The following is a 17,803-nucleotide window of genomic DNA, read 5'->3' as shown; positions in this document are numbered from 1 at the left end:
AAGGCTCAACCTTCGCTGGAGCGCCGGGGCGGCCCAGGAAAGAAGGCGTTGGTGCGCTCGATGTAGTTCCGGTAGGCGGGCCGGCGTTCCTGGATGTCTTTTTCCAGCAGCGAGACGCCAGAGACCCGCAACAGCAGGAAGGTCATGAGGATGGGCGCGAGAATGGACCACCAGCCGCCCGCGGCCAGCGCGAAAAGAAAAAATCCCCACCAGAGGCAGGCTTCGCCGAAGTAGTTCGGGTGACGGGTATAGCGCCAGAGCCCCCGATCCATGACCTGCCCCCGGTTCTCGGGACGCGCTTTGAACTCGGCGAGTTGTCGGTCGCCCACCGCCTCGAAGAAAAAACCGACCAGCCAGAGCCCCAGGGCCACGGCATCGAGCCAGCCCAGCGGCGACCGACCCAGCAAGGCGGCCAGCAGCGGCAGCGAGATCACCCAGGCCAGCAGCGCCTGAAGACCGAAGACGATATAAATGCTTTTCCACCAGAAGCCTGGCTCGTGATCGGCGCGGATCGCCTGATAGCGTCGATCCTCGCCATGACCATGGTTGCGACGGGTAATGAAGGCGCTCAAGCGGATCGCCCAGATGGCCGTCAAGGCAAAGACCAGCAGCGCACGCGTTCCCCACGCGGGGGCGAGCAGCAGATAGATCCCACCCATCAGCAGGAAAAACAGCGACCAGAGCGAGTCGACGATGCTGACATCCTTCAGCGGGAGGCTCGCGATCCAGCCGCTAAGCCCAAGCGTCAGGGCCGCGGCCAGGCCGAGGCTATAGATCTGGAGATCAAACATGCCGGTACTCTCCATCAAGGTTCGATGCTTCGGATGGACCGGGTTCTGACCAGTCAACGTCGTCGATCTTCTTCGCGATCCAGGCCGACAAAGGCATCAGGAACGACCAGCCGCCGGCCAGCACGGCCATGCCGACGAAGAGATCGGGGAATTGCACCCCGCCCAGCTTGTGGCCGGCGTAGTAGGCCAGCGGACCGCCCACGGCACCGAGTACGGTCGCGAGAAACCAGCGGTCTTTCAGCCATCCCAGCGAAACGTTCAGGGTCGTCGCGAAGGCGATCCACATGGCGATGATCCAGACTGGCGCGAGCCAGGGCAGAAGCATGCCGGAGGGGTAGTCGAGGAACCCGAAGCGGACCAGCAGACTGTCCCAGACGGCGCCGAGGAGACCGATCGTCAGCAGAAGCGCCGACTCTCGCCGGGGGTGGCGCGACTGCGACAGGTGCAGCCCCGCCACGAGCGCGACGACGCCGACACCGACCCAGGGCAGTCTGTTAGCGCCGCCGAGCACGCAGGCGAACCAGCCAATCTGGAAGGCGATCAAGTTCGTGATGATGCGGGTCACTCGGGCTCCTCGGAGAATGTCGGCGCGGTATTCGTCCAATTGATGTCCGAGGTCTCGATATGCAAGGCCCCTGTGAGTCGAGGGTGCAACCACCGGGTTTCCGAATCTCGATGATCCGACTGCGTGGGATGCTCTGGTATGATCGGCACCCAGTACATCATGTCAGCCAAGCCGCCATGAACCGGGGGTCCGAGCTTCGGAGAGGTCCCGGTTTTTGACTGGAGCGGCTGGCGCGATCTTCGCTGTCCATCCCGCAAGGAGTCTCGAATGAAAGCCAATTTTTCCAAACGTATTGCTGTCGCGGCAACCGTGGCCGTCCTCATTACCGGTTGCGCCGCCGACGGTTCGGGCATGTCCCAGACCGGCCGGGGCGCGGCCATCGGCACCGCGACCGGCGCCGCCGCCGGGGCGCTCATCGGCTCGCTGGGCGCCAACGCGGGACGCGGCGCCCTGATTGGCGCCATTGGCGGCGCCCTGGCGGGCGGCATGGTCGGCGCCTACATGGAGCAGCAGCACAAGGATTTCCAGAAGGAGTTAGCCGACGAGATTGCCAGCGGCATGATTCGGGTGCAGAAATTGCCCAACGACGAACTGCTGGTGGGCATGACGGGCGAGACCGCCTTCGAGGTGGATTCGGACCGGATCAAGCCCGGTTTCTACAGCACCATGGACAAGATCGCCGCCATCGTGAACGAGTATGGCAAGACCGAGCTGGCGGTCGCGGGTCATACCGACAGCACCGGATCGGCCGAGCATAATCAGCTTCTGTCGGAGCGCCGCGCTGGATCGGTCGAGAATTATCTCACCGGCTCTGGCGTCTATCAGGAACGCATCGCGTCCGCCGGGTTTGGCATGAACAAGCCGGTCGCGAGCAATGAGACCGAAGCGGGTCGGCGTCTGAATCGCCGGGTCGATATCATCATTGTGCCGATCACGGCGGGTTAGGAAACTCCCGGAAAATAACATGGCCGGACGGGGCATGCGCCTTGTCAGGACTCTCGCTTTCGTTGTCGCTTTCGTTGTCGAATCGAAGAATGATGACGACAACGACAACGACAACGACAACGTAAGCAAGAACAACGTAAGCAAGAACAACGATAGCGCGACGGGGTATTCACCCCGTCGCAATATTTTCCGAAACATCGCGTTTCTCGGAAAGCGCTTGAACGCTTTCATCGTCCCAATAAAAAACGCGGCCAGAAGCCGCGTTTTTTCTATCTCGGTCAAGGACGGGTCAAGTCGGTTGGTCGTCGTTCATGCCCATGCACTGTTCGGATTCATACCACATCACGTTGATGATTCCGAGGGCTAGTGCCAGAAAGACGCCTAAGAGCCAGGCGAAATACCACATGGAATGTTCCTCTCGATTCGGTCGTCAATAAATCTTGGCTGACGCGGCTTGGGTGATCGCGCGGTTGCGGGCGACGGCTCGCGACCGCGCGGATCGGTCCGGACGCGGATTAATACGCCAGATGATCCTGCGCCTGGATCTCTTCCACCGTCACCCGCCGCCACATCTTGGCGTAGGTCCAGGTGGTGTAGGCGAGAATCAGCGGGATAAAGATCACCGCGGCCCAGAACATGACGGTGAGCGTCAGGTGACTGGAGACGGCGTCCCAGGCGATCAGGCTGCTGTTCGGGTTGGTGCTCGACGGCATGATGAAGGGGAACATGGCCGCGCCCGCGGTCATGATCACCCCGGTCAGCCCCAGACTGCTCGCGACCAGCCCAAGTCCGGGGCGATCGGACATCGACCCCAGGATGCCAAGCCCCAGTCCAGCGAAACCCAGCAGCGGAAAAATCAGCGTCCAGGGATGGTTACCGTAGTTCGCAAGCCAGGCACCGGCCTCCTGTATGACCTCTTTATCCAGCGGGTTGGGGGTGGCGTTGGGCACATGCTCCGACACCACCCGGAACCCCTCGATGCCCAGACTCATCCACACGCCCGCGATGGCAAAGCCGACGATGGTCGCCAACCCGACCTTCTTGGCCCAGACCTTGGCCCGTGACGCGATCGGATCGGCGGTGCGCAGCTGCAGCCAGATCGCGCCGTGCATGGTCAGCATGCCGAGACTGATCAGACCGGCAAGCAGGGCAAAGGGATTCAGCAGACCAAAGAAACCGCCGCTGTAGAAGGGCCGCAGGAAGTTATCCAAATGGAAAGGAACCCCCTGGAGCAGATTGCCGAAGGCGATTCCGAACACCAGCGCGGGCACGGCGCCGCCGACGAACAGTCCCCAGTCCCAGGCGTTGCGCCAGCGTTTATCCTCGATCTTGCTGCGGTAGTCGAAGCCGACCGGCCGGAAGAAGAGCGCGAACAGCGCCAGCAGCATGGCGAAGTAGAAGCCCGAGAAGGCCGCCGCGTAGACCAGCGGCCAGGCGGCGAAGATCGCGCCGCCGGCGGTGATAAGCCAGACCTGGTTGCCGTCCCAGTGCGGGCCGATGGTGTTGATGATGACGCGCCGTTCGTCGTCGGTCTTGCCCAGGAACGGCAGCAGCGTGCCGACGCCCATGTCCATGCCGTCGGTGACGGCAAAGCCGATGAAGAGCACGCCGACCAGCACCCACCAGATAAATTTCAGCGTTTCGTAATCAAGAATCATGGTCAAAAGCTCCGGGGCTAGTCAGCCTGTTTCTGAGGGGCCGTCGCGGGTGTCATGCCGCCTGCGTGGCCGGTATCGCACTCGTGATGATAACGCCCGGTATGTAGCGAGCTTGGTCCCTGACGGGCGAATTTGACCATCAGGAACATCTCGATGATAAAGAGCACCGTATAGAAGAGGAGAAAGCCGGACATACTGATGACGAGGTCGGTGGCGGTCAGGCTCGACGCGGCGATACTGGTCGGAAGCACCTCGCCGATGGCCCAGGGTTGCCGTCCGAATTCGGCGACGAACCAGCCGGTTTCGACCGCGAGCCAGGGCACCGGGATGCTCCACAGGAACAGACGCAGCAGCCAGCGTTTCTCCTGAATCACGCGCTTGGCGTTGTAGTAGAAACCAAGCACCAACAGCAGCAGCATCCAGACGCCGGCCCCGACCATGACCCGGAAGGCCCAGAAGATGGGCGCGACTTCGGGGATGGAATCCTTGACCGCCATCTGGATCTGTTCCTCGGTGGCCTGGGCCGGATTCTCGGTATAGGGCTTCAACAGCAGGCCATAGCCCAGATCGTCCTTATGATCCTCGAAGCTGGCGCGGTTGCCGGGGGTGTCCTCGCCGCTGCGCAGACGCTCCAGGTATTCATAGGCGACCATGCCGCTGCGAATGCGCACCTCGTGATCGACCATCAGGTCTTTCAGTCCCTTGACCTCGGTGTCGAGCGAGCGGGTGGCGATCAGTCCGAGCAGCCAGGGCACCTTGATGGCATTGTGCGTCTCCTCGTCCTCGTTGCTCGGGTTGCCGTAGATGGTGAAGGCGGCGGGCGCCTTCTCGGTCTCCCATTCGGCCTCGATCGCTGCGAGCTTCACCCGCTGGATGTCGCCCACCTCGTAGCCGGACTCGTCGCCGAGCAGGATGACCGAGAGGATCGATGCCAGTCCGAAACCGACGGCGACCGAGAAGGAGCGTTTGGCAAAGGCCAGATCGCGTCCCTTCAGCATGTACCAGGCGCTGATGCCGAGCACGAACATGGTGGCGGTCACATAGCCGGCGGCGACGGTGTGCACGAACTTGACCTGAGCGACCGGGTTCATCAGCAGTTCGCCGAAGCTGGTCATTTCCATGCGCATGGTCTCGAAACTGAATTCGGAGCCGACCGGATTCTGCATCCAGCCGTTGGCGATCAGAATCCAGAGCGCGGAGAGGTTCGAGCCAAAGGCCATCAGGAAGGTGACGGCCAGATGCTGACGCTTGGACAGGCGCTCCCAGCCGAGGAAGAAGAGCCCGATGAAGGTGGACTCCAGGAAGAACGCCATCAGACCCTCGATGGCGAGCGGGGCGCCGAAGACATCCCCGACATAGTGGCTGTAATAGGCCCAGTTGGTGCCGAACTGGAACTCCATCGTGAGTCCGGTGGTCACCCCGAGGGCAAAGTTAATACCGAAGAGTTTGCCCCAGAACTTGGTCATGTCACGGTAGATTTCCCGTCCGGTCATGACATAGACGCTTTCCATGATCACCAGGATCCAGGAGAGCCCCAGTGTCAGGGGAACGAACAGGAAGTGATACATCGCGGTACTGGCGAACTGCCATCGCGAGAGTTCAACCATGGCGCTGTCGAGCATGAACGATTCTCCTGATCCAAGCCGTCAAGTAAGAGAGATAAGTCACGATCCGGCGGTGTTTGTGTAGCGCCGAGCCTGTGTTTGGCGCGGCGTCTCGCGCGTCATGCCGGATGTTCCACCGCGAGAGGGTAAGCCATAACGGAGTTGTCAGGAATGACCCGAAGCAAAGTGTAGCGCAGCATCTTTTTATACCCCCATCAAAACGACTCGCATCGTCGGGGGTTCCGGGTGGCTGCTGCTCGGGGCGAGATCAATGCGTGTCGGGGGAGAGCGTCATGCGCGGACGGTCAGGTGCGTGGTCGTGGTCATGCGGCGCGGCGACGGGCAGCGCTTTCCCCGTCGCGATGGCGTTGACGGCCTCGACTGGATCGGTGGCGCTGGTCGTATGCACCCGGATGCCATGACGCGACAGCCGCTGGATGAAGCCCTGGCCCGCGCCCTGGGTGACAATGGCGTCGAGTTGCAGCTCGAACAGCGGATGATCGTCGCCATGATAGTCGTGCAGCGACAGGTCCATGGGCAGATCCAGCCGGTCGATCTCCACCGGGGCGCTCACGCCATCGGCTTCCAGGATGAGAAAGCGTCTGCTCTTGCCGGCATGGCCGGTGATGGTGCGAAAGTTCTGGCTGGTGACGGCGATGCGCATGGGGTGGTTCCAGGGCTGAAGGGTTGAAGAGTCAGGTTGCCGTCCGCGGTCGGTCGCAGAGTCCCAGCGCCCAGTCTTCCATGGCGGCGTTGACCACCGGCATGGGGGCTTCCAGAAAGGTAATCAGGAAACCCTGATCGGTCTCGGCGACGCCAATGGATCTCGGGCGGTCGGCGAGAAGATGCGGATTCGGTAGTGCGATTCCCAGACAGAAAACGACATTCTTGGCGGCGAGAATCCCTTCGCCGATCTGGCCTTCCGGGAGGGATTTGGTGTGCGCGTAATGGTCGAACTCGGCGATGAACTCCGCCCCGCGATGCGACTCGATACAGGCCCGGAAATAGGCGCAGATCGCGTCGACCGAATCGAAACGGGTCTCCTCGCGCTCGATCTCCAGGGTGAACAGCGGGTATTCCGCGAGCGTGAGGCTTTGTTTCATGACGATCTCCATCGACGACGATTGGATTCTGGCGGTTACCTCGTTCCTGTCGCCGGCGGTTGTGGATGAACTCGCGGCCGTGAGCGACAAAACAGATGGAGAGTACGAGTTGTTCCGGCGCGCGGCATTGAAATCAGTCAAACTCAACATCCCGGAGACGGAATGGCGTCAATCCTCGGCAATGCGGCGCAGATTGGGAATATCGAGCAAAAAAAGGTTGGGCGCGGTTTCGACCAAGAGACTCTGACGCTTGAATTCGGCGATGGTGCGGCTGGTGGTTTCGGTGGTCACGCCGAGCATGGCGCCCATGTCCTCGCGGCTGAAGAGGTTACACTCGCTGGTTTCGCGATCCAGTACCAGGCGCAGCAGCAGGCGCGCGACCCGTTGGCGCGCCGCGCCGGTGGAGAGTTCGGTCAGCCAGGCATCGGCCTCGGTCAAGGCACGTTGCCAGCGCGTCATGAGTTCGTGATGCAGGTCCGGGTTTTCGCGTCCCAGGTCACGCACCAGCCGCGCCGGAAAGCGGCAGACTTCGGTGACATGCAGCGCGATCGCATCATGGTGGTAGGCATCGTCAAGAATTGCCTCCAGGCCCAGCACGTCGGTCGCGCGCACGATGCGCACGATGCGCTGACTCCCGTCCGGCAGATACTGGACCAGCTTCAGGGCACCGGCGCGGACCGTGAACATGTGGTCGCCGGTGTCGCCGGCACGGTAGAGGCTCGTCCCAGGCTTCAGCGTGAACTGGTCGATGGGGTCGTGAATGCGCTCGAAGTCGGACTCTTGCAGCCCAGCAAAGAGAACCGAGGTTCGGAGCGAGCAATTTTGGCAGTTTGCCTCGCCGGACCAGGCATCCCGTAATGTCACACTTTTCGCCATCGGGTTAAGGTCATTCCTGAAAAACCGAGTCTGCCTGCGGGCATGTCAGGTGCAGGATGCCCTATTTGCCGGATCAGGCGTGTAGAGAAACAATTATCATCGCCTCATTGCGAAATCGCAAATCAGTCATGCACCGCCGTTCGGACGCAACCGGATGGCGTCGCCCGTGCTTACCCCTAAGGAAACCCGATGCCACTGCTCAATCTCGATTCGATCTCCCTCTCCTATGGTCAGCCGCCGCTGTTGGAGGATGTCACCTTGACCATCGACCGGGGCGAGCGGATCTGTTTGATCGGCCGCAACGGAGCCGGCAAATCCACGCTGCTGCGCATCATCGCCGGCGAGATCCAGGCCGACGGCGGCCAGGTCCGGGTCGTGCAGGGCGTGACCATCGCCAAGCTGGCCCAGGAGATTCCGCGCGAACAGACTGACGCCACGGTCTTCGAGGTGGTCGCGGATGGACTGGGCGACCTTGGCGGTTTGGTGCAGGAATATTTCAGGCTGTCCCATGGTCTCGGCGCCAGTGCCAGCGAGGGCGAACTTGACCGCTTGGCGCGCGTTCAGCAGCAGTTGGAAGACCGCAACGGCTGGGAGATCGAGCGGCGCACCGAGCGGGTCATCACGCGGCTCGGGCTGGATGCCGAAGCCCAGTTCCAGTCGCTCTCGGGCGGTCTTCAACGCCGCGTGCTGCTGGCCCGCGCGCTCGTCATCGAGCCCGATCTGCTGCTGCTCGACGAGCCGACCAACCATCTGGATATCGAATCCATCAATTGGCTCGAAGAGTTTCTGCTGGATTTTCCCGGTTCGCTGCTATTCGTCACCCATGATCGGCGCTTTCTGCAACGGGTCGCGACCCGGATTCTGGAAATCGATCGCGGGCGCATCACCGACTGGCCCGGCGACTACGCCAACTATCTGCGCCGCCGCGAAGAGCGTCTGCACGCCGAGTCGATGGCGGTCGAGCAATTCGACCGTAAACTGGCCGAGGAGGAGGTGTGGATCCGTCAGGGCGTCAAGGCGCGGCGAACCCGCAACGAGGGCCGGGTGCGCGCGCTCAAGGCGCTACGCGAGGAGCGGCGCGAGCGGCGCGAGCAACAGGGCACCGCGCGCCTTCGGGTGAGCGACGCGGAGCGTTCGGGCAAACTGGTGGTGGAGGCCGAGGGCGTGACCTACGGCTGGAGCGACCAACCGGTCATCCGCGACTTCAGCACCCTGATTCTGCGCGGCGACAAGATCGGCATCATCGGCCCCAACGGCGTCGGCAAGAGCACCCTGCTCAAGCTGCTGCTGGGCGATCTGGAGCCCCAAGGCGGACGCATCCAGCGCGGCACCAATCTGCAGGTCGCCTATTTCGACCAATTGCGCGCCCAGCTCGATCTGGAAAAGAGCGTGCAGGACAACGTGGCCGGCGGCAGCGATCAGATCGAGATCGATGGTCAATCGCGGCACGTCCTCTCGTACCTTAAGGATTTCCTCTTCACGCCCGAGCGCGCGCGCCAGCCGGTCAATGCCTTGTCCGGCGGCGAGCGCAATCGACTGCTGCTGGCCAAGCTGTTCACCCGCCCGGCCAATCTGCTGGTGCTCGACGAGCCGACCAACGATCTCGACACCGAGACGCTCGAATTGCTGGAGGAGTTACTGGTGCAATTCGCCGGCACCCTGCTGCTGGTCAGTCATGACCGCGTCATGCTGGACAATGTCGTCACCAGCACCCTGGTGTTCGAGGGCGACGGGCGGGTGAACGATTACGTCGGCGGTTACGAGGACTGGTTGCGCCAGCGTCCAGCCCCGGTCGCCCCTGTCCGACCCGCCGAGACCAAGCCGAAACCCGCGGAATCCGGCCCGGAGACCGCCAAGCCCAAGCGCGGCGCGGACAAGTTGAGTTTCAAGGAAACCCGCGAACTGGCCGAACTGCCGGCGCGCATCGAGTCGCTGGAGCAGGAACAGTCGGATCTCCACGCGCGCATGGCCGATCCCGCGCTCTATCAGGCGGACGGGGGCGAGGTCGCGAAAGTCAAGGCCCGGCTGGAGGTCGTGGACGCGGCGCTGGAGGAGGCGTATGCCCGTTGGGAGACGCTGGAGGGGCGGTGATAGACAGGTCTCCGGCGCATCGCGATCCAGCTCTCGCGCAACGACTATCCGTGTCATGAAAAGATCGTCGGATTGTCGGAAATCAATCAGGAGTCCTGTGCGAGGGTGGTAAGCTGCCCGACCGGTAGGGTTCGATAGACGCACCCACGCTTCTGAAGAGGCGTGATCGTCTTGGACGTCACATTGATGACGGAGAGGGTTACGTGGTGACGAATCAGGAACGACATGCGCCCGGCCCTCTCTATTTCGACAACGCCGCCGCCACCGCGCTGGCGCCCGAGGTGCTGGTGCGCATGGTCGCGCATCTTCAAGGCGTTGACGCAAATCCCTCCTCAACGGCTCACTGGCTAGGTCAGCGCGCGGCGGCGGTCGTTGGCGCCGCCCGCGCCGAGATTGCCGCCGAATTCGGCTGCGAATCCGACGAGGTCATTTTTACCTCCGGCGCCACCGAAGCCAACAATCTGGCCCTGCAAGGCGTGGCGCGCGCCCATGTCGACCAGGGGCGGCATCTGATCGTCTCGGCCATCGAACATCAATCCGTTCTGGCCTGCTGCGCCGCACTCGAACGCGACGGCTTCGAGATTACCCGTCTCCCGCCCAACCGCGCCGGCTGGATCGAACCCGAGACGGTGCGGCAGGCCGTGCGGACGGACACCCTGTTGATCTCCATCCAGCACATCAACAACGAAACCGGCGTTATGCAGCCCATCGACGAGATGGCGGCGTTGGCCTCCGAGGTCGGCATGCTTCTGCATGTCGACGCCGCGCAATCCGCCGGGAAATTTGCCATCGATCTTGAAAAGACTCCCATTGATCTGCTCGCGCTCTCGGCTCACAAATTTCATGGACCCAAAGGAATCGGTTGTCTGATCGTCCGCAACCGCCGTCAGCTCCGGCTACAGCCGCTGATGTATGGCGGCGGGCAGGAATTCGGCCTGCGTCCCGGCACACTCCCCACGCATCAGATCATCGGTCTGAGTCGCGCGCTGACACTGGCGGCGCGCCGTCGGGAGACCGATCTGGCATGGGTCGCGCAATTGAAGCGCCAGTTTCTGGAACAGCTCGCCGCCCATCTGACCTATCGAGTACACGGCGATCCCGCGCGGAGTTCGCCCTACATCGTCAATCTCTCCATCGACGGGATCGGCAGCGATGCGCTGATCAACCAACTTGCGCCCGACCTTGCTATCGCCTCCGGGTCCGCCTGTGCGTCCGGCACCGTCGAACCGTCCGCCGTCTTGCGGACAATGGGCGTGGAAGGCGACGCCCTCAATGGCGCGGTGCGTGTCAGTTTTAGCCGTTACCAAACCGTCGATGAAGTCTCCGCCGCAGTCAACAGCATCGTCGCGGCAGTGCAGCGCATGCGCGCGCTGACGTCGACCGCGATGCAGACCACTACCCCGCAAAGCCCCCGGCGTTCCTCATGAGCCGCGTCGTTCGGAATCCCCGTCTGGGGTCGCCGTCCCCCATGCACCGACAACCCCCGCGCACTGGACGCCATTTCATTGAAGCTCAATCGCAATAAAACCACCTTCGGACGCCACGAAACCTTTCCGCTGCGCTACGGCTGGTTGACCAAGGGATTCGAGACCATCCAGAAAACCCCGGACCTGTTCACCCGTCCCGAGCAGGCGATGGTGGATCTGGGCGTTGGCCGCAACATGGCGAACGCCATTCAATATTGGCTGCAAGTCACCGGCATCGTCGAATTCGCCGACGGCATCGGCACGCCTACCGCACTGGGCGAGGTCTTGTTGGGCGAGACAGGCGACCGCTATCTCGAAGACGAGGCCACGCTCTGGATCCTCCATTGGCTGATTGCCTCCAACCCCGAGATGGCCACCGGCTTTTTCTGGTTCTTCGACCGCTTCGCCATGCCGCGCTTTCAGGAACAGGAGGCGCTGCAAGCCTTGAGCGAATTCGTCGCGAAAGAACTCAAGGCGCGCCGCTCGCACAGCACCCTGAAATCCGACATCTCCACCCTGCTGCGCATGTATGCGCCCCAGGTCGAGCGCGGCGACGATCACCTGGATTCCCCGCTCGCGCATCTGCAACTCATCGAGGTCGACGCCGGGCGCCAGTACCGCAGTCCGCGCCTGATCCGCGCCTTTCTGCCGCCCGTCGCCCTGCATTTCGCGCTCGCGCAACGCTTCCGGGCCGATCCCGATCAGCCGGCGCTGCCCATCCGATCCCTGCTCCAGGGCGGCGACCAGTGGGCCGCGCCGGGGGCGATCTTTCGGCTCAGCGAGGAAGGGCTGATGCACAGCCTCGGACAGCTCATGGACCTTTACCCACGAAGTTACGAACTGCGCGATACCGCCGGCGTCCATCAGCTCTACCGGCGCGGCGCGCTCGAAGATCCGCTTGACCTGCTCCGCACGCACTACGGGAGCCAGACGGCATGACCTCGCTAGACCAATGCATCCGCATCCAGGGCGCCTATACCCGCTCGATCAACCTGCCGCGCGACTGCGACCGCCTGGAACTGATTCAAGCCTATCTGCCCACCTCGCGGGCGCTTCAGGCGCTCGCCCAGATTCTCGACGGACTGGAGCAGGAGACCGGCGGACGCGCCCAGGCGCTCATCGGCCCCTACGGCACCGGGAAATCCGCGTTCGGACTCTTCCTGTCCGCGCTCGTGAACACGGAGCAGACGCCCGCCCATCAGGCCGCGCTCGCCATCCTGCGCACGCATAGCCCGCCGTTGGCCGACCGCTTTCAGCACGCATTGAAAGGCGCGCGCGGATTTTTGACGATCCAAATCAACGGCATCCCCGACTCGCTGACGCGCCAGTTTCTGCTGGCGCTCGGCGCGGCGGCCCAAAAACGCAGCTTGGGCTCGCTGCTGATCAAGGAGATTCTCGACGCCGCCGAACCGTGCCATCCGATGGACCGAGTATTGGCCCTGATCCGGCAGGTGCAGCGCGTGTGGTCGCAACAGGGCGGCGACGGACTCCTGATCGAAATCGACGAACTCGGCAAATTTCTCGAATACGAGTCCTATCACCCCCAGCACCGCGAGATCCATCTGCTGCAACTGCTGGCCGAGCAAGCGCAGGAACCGAGCGCCGCGCCGCTGCATCTGGTGGTCATGCTCCATCAAGCCTTCGAGCACTACAGCCACCGTCTGAGCAAAACACTGCGCGAGGAATGGCAAAAGATCCAGGGTCGCTTTGGCGCGATCGCCTTTCTCGAACCCGCCGAACAAGCCTTGCGCATCGTCGCCGCGGCCTTCGCGCGCGAGGGCGACCTGACCGCCGACCTGACCGACCAACTGGCGACCGCGACCGCCACGCTCGACGCAGAGGGCGCGCTCCCGCTGGGGCTCGATCCGGCGCAGGCGCGGCGGCTGTTCGCGCGCTGTTACCCGCTGCACCCCTTGACCCTGCTGATCCTGCCGGTCCTCTGTCAAAAAGTGGCGCAGAACGAGCGCACCCTGTTTTCCTACCTGGGCAGCCGCGAGCCCTTCGGACTGACCGAACGACTCGGCCAGCTTTCCATGGGCGACTGGATCGAGCCCTGGGAGCTGTACGACTATTTCATCCTCAACCAGACCGCCGGCTTCTCCGACCCGCTCACCGCCCACCGCTGGGTCGAAGTCATCACCGCCCTCGAACGCTTCGACGCCACGCCCGACGATGCCGCCGTCAAGCTCCTGAAAACCCTCGGCCTGCTCAACCTGATCGGCGCGCAACGCGGACTCAAGGCCAGCCCGGCCCTGCTCGCCAACCTCTTCGGCGACGCGCTCGACAGCCTGCTGGCGCGGCTCGAAGCCGCTTCGATCATCCAGTTCCGCCACTACAGTCAGGAATACCGCGTCTGGGCCGGCAGCGATTTCGATCTGCGCGGCGCGCTCCAGGAAGCCATCGCCGAACAGATCAACCTGCCGCTGGTCGACATCCTCAATCGCATCGCGCCCTTCAAGCCCATCGTCGCGCGCCGCTCCACCATCCTCACCGGCGCCCTGCGCAGTTTCCTCCCGACCTTTATCGCCCGCGACCGCTGGCCACCCACGGCGGAGGAGGGCGGCGAACTGCGTCTCTGGTTCTATCTGGCCGAGGAGCACGAAGATCCGCCGCTGGACGACATGCCCGCCCGCGCGGTCGTCGCGCGCTGCGGGTTCACCGACAGCCTCCGCGAAGCCGTCGTCGCATGGATGGCCTTGCAGGAATTGCCCAAGCGACACGCCGCGCTCCATCAAGACCCCGTCGCCCAGCGCGAGCATCGCGCCTGGCTCGCGCATGCCGAGCGCGAAACCGCCCAACTCATTCGCACCCTGCTGGACGCGCCCGAGACCCTGACCTGGTTCTGGGGCGGCGACGAACGCCCGGTGCGCGACCGGCGCGATCTCCAACGCCAGCTCTCGCAGTGGGTCGACACCCGCTGTTATCCGCAAGCGCCGCGCCTGCGCAACGAACTGATCAACCGCGATCAACCCTCGGCCAGCGCCAATACCGGACGCAAGCGACTGCTCGCGGCCATGCTGACCGCCGCCGACCAGCCCGATCTCGGGATCGCCAAGACCCCGGCGGAAAAGAGCCTCTATCTCTCGGTCCTGAAAGAAAGCGGCCTGCATCGCGAGGTGGACGGACGTTTCGGTTTCCATCCGCCGCCGGCGTCCGATCCCTGCCGGTTGCGCCCGCTGTGGCAGGCGATTACCGACATGCTCGGCGAATCGGGCGGCGCTCACGTCGCCCTGACCGCGCTCCATGAGCGGCTGCAACGCCCGCCCTATGGCGCCAAACTGGGACCGCTGCCGGTGCTGATCGTCGCCTATCTGCTGGCCAGCCGGCGCGAGGTCGCGCTCTATCAGGAAGGCGTCTTCTGCGACGAACTGACCATCGAGCAGGTCGAACTGCTGTGCCGCCGACCGGCACTGTTCGCGCTCGAACGCTTCGCGATCACCGGACTGCGCGGCGAACTCTTCGACCGCTACATCCGCTCGGTCGTCGGTCAGGTGCGTCAGGATGCCACGCTGCTCGATATTGTCCGCCCGCTGGTGCGCTTTATCGCCGACCTGCCCGACTACAGTTTGCATTGCGCCGGACTCAGCCCGGAGGCCGAGCGCGTGCGCGCCGCCTTCCGACAGGCCCGCAGCCCCGGCGTCCTGCTGTTCGACGCCTTGCCCGCCGCCTGCGGCTTCACGGCGGAGACCTTCGCCGCCGCCGATCCCGCGCTCGCCGAGCGCTTCATCCAGGCATTGGTCAAGGCGCTACACGAGCTGAAAAACGCCTATCCCGCGCTGCTCGACGGCTGGCGGCAACAGCTCGGCACCGCCTTGCTGGACACCGACACCGCCAGCCTCGGCGATCTGCGCCTCGCCGTGATCGAACGCTATCGCGGCCTGGACCGCTATACCCCCGACCGCATGGGACTGGGCGCGCTGATCCGGCGTCTCAGCGATCCGGCGCAGCGGACCGATGACGCCTGGCTGGAATCGGTCGCGACCCTGATCGGCAAGTCGCCGCCGGCCAAATGGCGCGAGGAAACGCGGCTCGCCGCCGAATTGCGACTGCATGAACTCAGCGCCCAGCTCAGGGATCTCGAAAAGCTACGGCTCGCCATGCCCGACGCCACGCGCCTCAATGGCACGATCCTGTTGAAACGGGTGGATGCCAAACAGGGCGAGATCAGCCGGGTCATTCAGCTCTCGTCCGAACAGCGCCAGAGCGCCGCGCGCAAGGCGGCCAGCATCGCCGAGGGATTGGCGGATCTCGATGAAACGACGCGGCTCGCGGTGGTCGCGGCATTATTTGAACGCATGTCCGAGCATGAGTTTGAAAGCAAGTCATGAAATTCACTTGAATTGATGGAGGGCTAATCGATGTGGCGTGATCCCATCGTTGAAGAGATTCATCGCCTTCGAGACGAATGCGCAAAGAAATTTAACGATGATCTTCATGCAATCTGTGAAGACATTCGTCAGAAGCAAACGTCATCAGGTCGAACCATGATCACTCGGCCGCCACGCAAGCCTGCCGAGCGTCATGTTGCCTAAGGCATTCTGGCAATTCCGCCAACAGGATGTCGGCGGATCTGGGATGTATAAAATGGAATTCATATCTTTCCCGGAAATCACTTAAAATGACGACACGTATTCATCCTATATCGGAAATCAACCAGCGAGCCAAAGATGTATTGGTGAAAGAAATCGGTGTCGTCGATACCATCCGTTTCTTAAGTCAGTTCCGTGTTGGAAATGGGAATGACACTGCTGAACGTGACTCTCTATTCAAAGAGATGACGGCAAGGCAAATCATCGCGGAGATCAAAGCAAGGCGAACTCAGGATCACGAATAGAGAAACCGAAGGTCGAATCAGCGCGTTTCTCTAGCTCCCACGCTCCGGCGTGGGAGCACATCGCGACGCTCCAGCGTCGCGTCACCGATACGCACCACTGGAGCGGTGCGATGGCATTCCCACGCTGGAGCGTGGGAACGAGCCAACGAGACAGGCCAAGAGGAATAATCGCATGACTGAAACCAATTCAAAGCGCCCAGTGCGTCATCTTTTGGGGCTTTCCGGTGGCAAGGATAGCTCCGCGCTTGCGATTTATCTGCGCGACCGGATTCCGGAAATGGAATACTTCTTTGCCGATACCGGAGCCGAATTGCCGGAAACGCTGGAGTTTGTCGATTTGCTGGAGGATTATCTTGGGAAGCCGATTGTGCGGTTGAATGCGAAAAAAAGCTTTGAGTTTTATCTTCAGCTTAATGGGAATTTCTTGCCTACAGCAAAGACGCGATGGTGTACTTCAGAACTAAAAATTCGACCTTTTGAAGAATATGTTGGAAGTGATACGGCGATTACTTACGTTGCAATTCGTGCCGATGAGCAACATCGACAAGGTTATTTATCAACAAAGCCAAACATTTCGGCTAGATATCCGTTTATCGAAGATGGCATTACGCGCGATATGGTGGAAGACATTTTGAATTCTTCCGGTTTAGGAATGCCAAAATATTATGAATGGAGAAGCCGTTCTGGATGTTATTTTTGTTTCTTTCAACGAAAAGATGAATGGGTAAAGCTCGCTCGGAAATATCCCGCGCTTTTTGATAAGGCCAGGGAGTATGAACAATTTCACCGTGATGCAGGTCGTCAACACACTTGGTCTCAAGGTGAAAATCTTGACGATATGCTCGCTCGGGCTGACGAGATACTTGCGAATGCAAAAATTCAGCAGGATAAAGAAGATAGAAAACCCAAGAAAAAGCTTTTCGATGAATATTCAAACCATGGCGACGACGAAGCCTGTCTTGTTTGTTTCTTGTAGCCATGGATAGAAAGGTTGTTCGTTCTGCTTTTCTGTCTATACGAGTTCACAAACAAGGTGGCTTTTATTCGATTAACAAGCCTGCTCTTTTATTGATTGCGCTTGCACGTTGTTTTCATGGGAAAGAGAGGCTGGCATCTTTTCGATGTTATGAGGAAGCGTCAAGGATGGTTCCGTTTTCTGATCAACCGCTTCATCTTCAATATCCGTTTGCTCGTTTGGTGAGTGATAATATTTGGGAGGTTAATGGTTTTGAGTTATTGACGAAAACCGCTTCCGGTGACGTATTGATCGGCGAACTTAACGAACAGATTTTAGGAGGGTTCAATCTTGATTTGTATGATATGTTTCTGACGGATAAAAATATAGTATTGTCGATTTCAGATGATTTGTTAAATAAATTTTTTACAGAAGAAAGGCGCACTCGAATCCGCAGGGCTCTACTTTTAAGAGATGACTCTATGGCTACAGATACGAAAGAAATTGGATTGATCGGCTCAGAAACCGCGCATATCACACGGTGGTGGGTTAAGCAGGGATTAACGCATCCCATTACACACAACTCCCCGTGTGCGGGTAAAATAGGTTTGAGCATTCACGTTCATTGGGGATCGCATGGGCTGGGCAGAAGACGAATTTCGCGGGATCGCTCTGGGCGACGCGCGCCGCGATCGGCGGGTGGTTCAATTGGTGGAGCGTCTGGCCGAGCGACCCACGGCGAGCATTCCGGGTGCGTGTCATGGTTGGGCGGAGACCCAGGCGGCGTATCGCTTTCTGTCCCAGGAGACGTTCGAGTGGATGGATATCCTGGAACCGCATCGCCAATGCACGCGCGAACGCATGGCGAGCCAGCCGGTGGTGCTGTGCGTGCAGGACACCACCGAGTTGAACTTC

At 61.4% G+C, this 17,803-nt stretch carries 16 protein-coding genes and 1 pseudogene; 9 read left to right on the top strand and 8 right to left on the bottom strand.

What is annotated here, in order from left to right; genetic code table 11:
* Positions 1–5 precede the first annotated feature (5 nt).
* Together CCR95_RS18635 and CCR95_RS18630 are read right to left on the bottom strand one after the other, a co-directional pair.
* Positions 6–791, bottom strand: coding sequence for a DUF1295 domain-containing protein (locus CCR95_RS18635; RefSeq protein WP_201097269.1), 786 nt, complete (start codon positions 789–791; stop codon positions 6–8).
* Entirely contained in the window at positions 784–1,356 is a 573-nt protein-coding gene (locus CCR95_RS18630) for a DUF2878 family protein (protein ID WP_201097268.1), read from the bottom strand. Before CCR95_RS18630 ends, CCR95_RS18635 begins: the two co-directional genes overlap by 8 nt.
* A 267-nt stretch (positions 1,357–1,623) precedes the next feature.
* On the opposite strand from CCR95_RS18630, the gene CCR95_RS18625 reads away from it, so the two are divergent.
* Positions 1,624–2,301 (top strand): YiaD family glycine zipper/OmpA-like lipoprotein, encoded by a 678-nt coding sequence (locus tag CCR95_RS18625; RefSeq protein ID WP_201097267.1) that lies wholly within the window; start codon positions 1,624–1,626, stop codon positions 2,299–2,301.
* 289 nt (positions 2,302–2,590) lie between these two features.
* Here the strand turns inward: CCR95_RS18625 and cydX are convergent, their stop codons facing one another.
* From cydX to CCR95_RS18595, 6 genes are all read right to left on the bottom strand, one after another.
* Positions 2,591–2,707, bottom strand: coding sequence for a cytochrome bd-I oxidase subunit CydX (gene cydX, locus CCR95_RS18620; protein ID WP_201097266.1), 117 nt, complete (start codon positions 2,705–2,707; stop codon positions 2,591–2,593).
* Positions 2,708–2,816: 109 nt separating this feature from the next.
* Positions 2,817–3,959, bottom strand: a complete 1,143-nt coding sequence (cydB, locus tag CCR95_RS18615; protein ID WP_207188681.1) for a cytochrome d ubiquinol oxidase subunit II — start codon at positions 3,957–3,959, stop codon at positions 2,817–2,819.
* 17 nt (positions 3,960–3,976) lie between these two features.
* Positions 3,977–5,581, bottom strand: coding sequence for a cytochrome ubiquinol oxidase subunit I (locus CCR95_RS18610; protein ID WP_201097264.1), 1,605 nt, complete (start codon positions 5,579–5,581; stop codon positions 3,977–3,979).
* A 250-nt stretch (positions 5,582–5,831) separates the two neighbouring features.
* Entirely contained in the window at positions 5,832–6,227 is a 396-nt protein-coding gene (locus tag CCR95_RS18605; RefSeq protein ID WP_201097263.1) for a NifB/NifX family molybdenum-iron cluster-binding protein, read from the bottom strand.
* 31 nt (positions 6,228–6,258) lie between these two features.
* Positions 6,259–6,666 (bottom strand): DUF6858 family protein, encoded by a 408-nt coding sequence (locus CCR95_RS18600; protein WP_201097262.1) that lies wholly within the window; start codon positions 6,664–6,666, stop codon positions 6,259–6,261.
* Between the two features lie 168 nt (positions 6,667–6,834).
* Positions 6,835–7,542 carry a Crp/Fnr family transcriptional regulator gene (locus CCR95_RS18595; RefSeq protein WP_201097260.1) on the bottom strand — a complete coding sequence of 236 codons (708 nt, stop codon included), beginning with the start codon at positions 7,540–7,542 and terminating at the stop codon, positions 6,835–6,837.
* Positions 7,543–7,731: 189 nt separating this feature from the next.
* Here CCR95_RS18595 and CCR95_RS18590 point away from each other — a divergent pair, with 189 nt between their 5' ends.
* The 8 genes and pseudogenes from CCR95_RS18590 to CCR95_RS18560 form a co-directional block, all read left to right on the top strand.
* On the top strand, positions 7,732–9,633 hold the full coding sequence (locus tag CCR95_RS18590; RefSeq protein ID WP_201097258.1) for an ATP-binding cassette domain-containing protein: 1,902 nt from the start codon (positions 7,732–7,734) through the stop codon (positions 9,631–9,633).
* A gap of 203 nt (positions 9,634–9,836) precedes the next feature.
* Positions 9,837–11,060: a cysteine desulfurase family protein gene (locus tag CCR95_RS18585; protein ID WP_338115439.1), complete on the top strand. Its 1,224-nt coding sequence runs from the start codon at positions 9,837–9,839 to the stop codon at positions 11,058–11,060.
* Between the two features lie 78 nt (positions 11,061–11,138).
* On the top strand, positions 11,139–12,038 hold the full coding sequence (locus CCR95_RS18580) for a DUF4007 family protein (RefSeq protein WP_201097250.1): 900 nt from the start codon (positions 11,139–11,141) through the stop codon (positions 12,036–12,038).
* On the top strand, positions 12,035–15,427 hold the full coding sequence (locus tag CCR95_RS18575; protein WP_201097248.1) for a hypothetical protein: 3,393 nt from the start codon (positions 12,035–12,037) through the stop codon (positions 15,425–15,427). The genes CCR95_RS18580 and CCR95_RS18575 overlap by 4 nt, the downstream gene beginning before the upstream one ends.
* 290 nt (positions 15,428–15,717) lie before the next feature.
* Positions 15,718–15,933: a hypothetical protein gene (locus CCR95_RS18570; RefSeq protein WP_201097247.1), complete on the top strand. Its 216-nt coding sequence runs from the start codon at positions 15,718–15,720 to the stop codon at positions 15,931–15,933.
* 172 nt (positions 15,934–16,105) lie between these two features.
* On the top strand, positions 16,106–16,909 hold the full coding sequence (locus CCR95_RS18565; protein WP_201097245.1) for a phosphoadenosine phosphosulfate reductase domain-containing protein: 804 nt from the start codon (positions 16,106–16,108) through the stop codon (positions 16,907–16,909).
* 2 nt (positions 16,910–16,911) lie between these two features.
* Positions 16,912–17,328: pseudogene (locus CCR95_RS26585) on the top strand (phosphorothioated DNA-binding restriction endonuclease family protein); the annotation flags it as partial.
* 196 nt (positions 17,329–17,524) lie between these two features.
* On the top strand, positions 17,525–17,803 hold a 279-nt coding region (locus CCR95_RS18560), incomplete at its 3' end, for an IS4/Tn5 family transposase DNA-binding protein (protein WP_201090848.1).

Origin of the sequence: Thiocystis minor (assembly GCF_016653465.1) — a bacterium.
In the GTDB taxonomy this organism is placed as follows: Bacteria; Pseudomonadota; Gammaproteobacteria; order Chromatiales; family Chromatiaceae; genus Chromatium; species Chromatium minus.
The sequence above is the reverse complement of the archived record's forward strand: the minus strand, read 5'-3'. Positions and strand labels throughout refer to the sequence as shown.

Coding starts and splice junctions, on each gene's coding strand:
- CCR95_RS18600 (WP_201097262.1), bottom strand. CDS start 6,666: ATGAAACAAAGCCTCACGCTCGCGGAATACCCGCTGTTCACCCTGGAG.
- CCR95_RS18565 (WP_201097245.1), top strand. CDS start 16,106: ATGACTGAAACCAATTCAAAGCGCCCAGTGCGTCATCTTTTGGGGCTT.
- CCR95_RS18570 (WP_201097247.1), top strand. CDS start 15,718: ATGACGACACGTATTCATCCTATATCGGAAATCAACCAGCGAGCCAAA.
- CCR95_RS18635 (WP_201097269.1), bottom strand. CDS start 791: ATGTTTGATCTCCAGATCTATAGCCTCGGCCTGGCCGCGGCCCTGACG.
- cydX (WP_201097266.1), bottom strand. CDS start 2,707: ATGTGGTATTTCGCCTGGCTCTTAGGCGTCTTTCTGGCACTAGCCCTC.
- CCR95_RS18590 (WP_201097258.1), top strand. CDS start 7,732: ATGCCACTGCTCAATCTCGATTCGATCTCCCTCTCCTATGGTCAGCCG.
- CCR95_RS18625 (WP_201097267.1), top strand. CDS start 1,624: ATGAAAGCCAATTTTTCCAAACGTATTGCTGTCGCGGCAACCGTGGCC.
- cydB (WP_207188681.1), bottom strand. CDS start 3,959: ATGATTCTTGATTACGAAACGCTGAAATTTATCTGGTGGGTGCTGGTC.
- CCR95_RS18605 (WP_201097263.1), bottom strand. CDS start 6,227: ATGCGCATCGCCGTCACCAGCCAGAACTTTCGCACCATCACCGGCCAT.
- CCR95_RS18595 (WP_201097260.1), bottom strand. CDS start 7,542: ATGGCGAAAAGTGTGACATTACGGGATGCCTGGTCCGGCGAGGCAAAC.
- CCR95_RS18575 (WP_201097248.1), top strand. CDS start 12,035: ATGACCTCGCTAGACCAATGCATCCGCATCCAGGGCGCCTATACCCGC.
- CCR95_RS18610 (WP_201097264.1), bottom strand. CDS start 5,581: ATGCTCGACAGCGCCATGGTTGAACTCTCGCGATGGCAGTTCGCCAGT.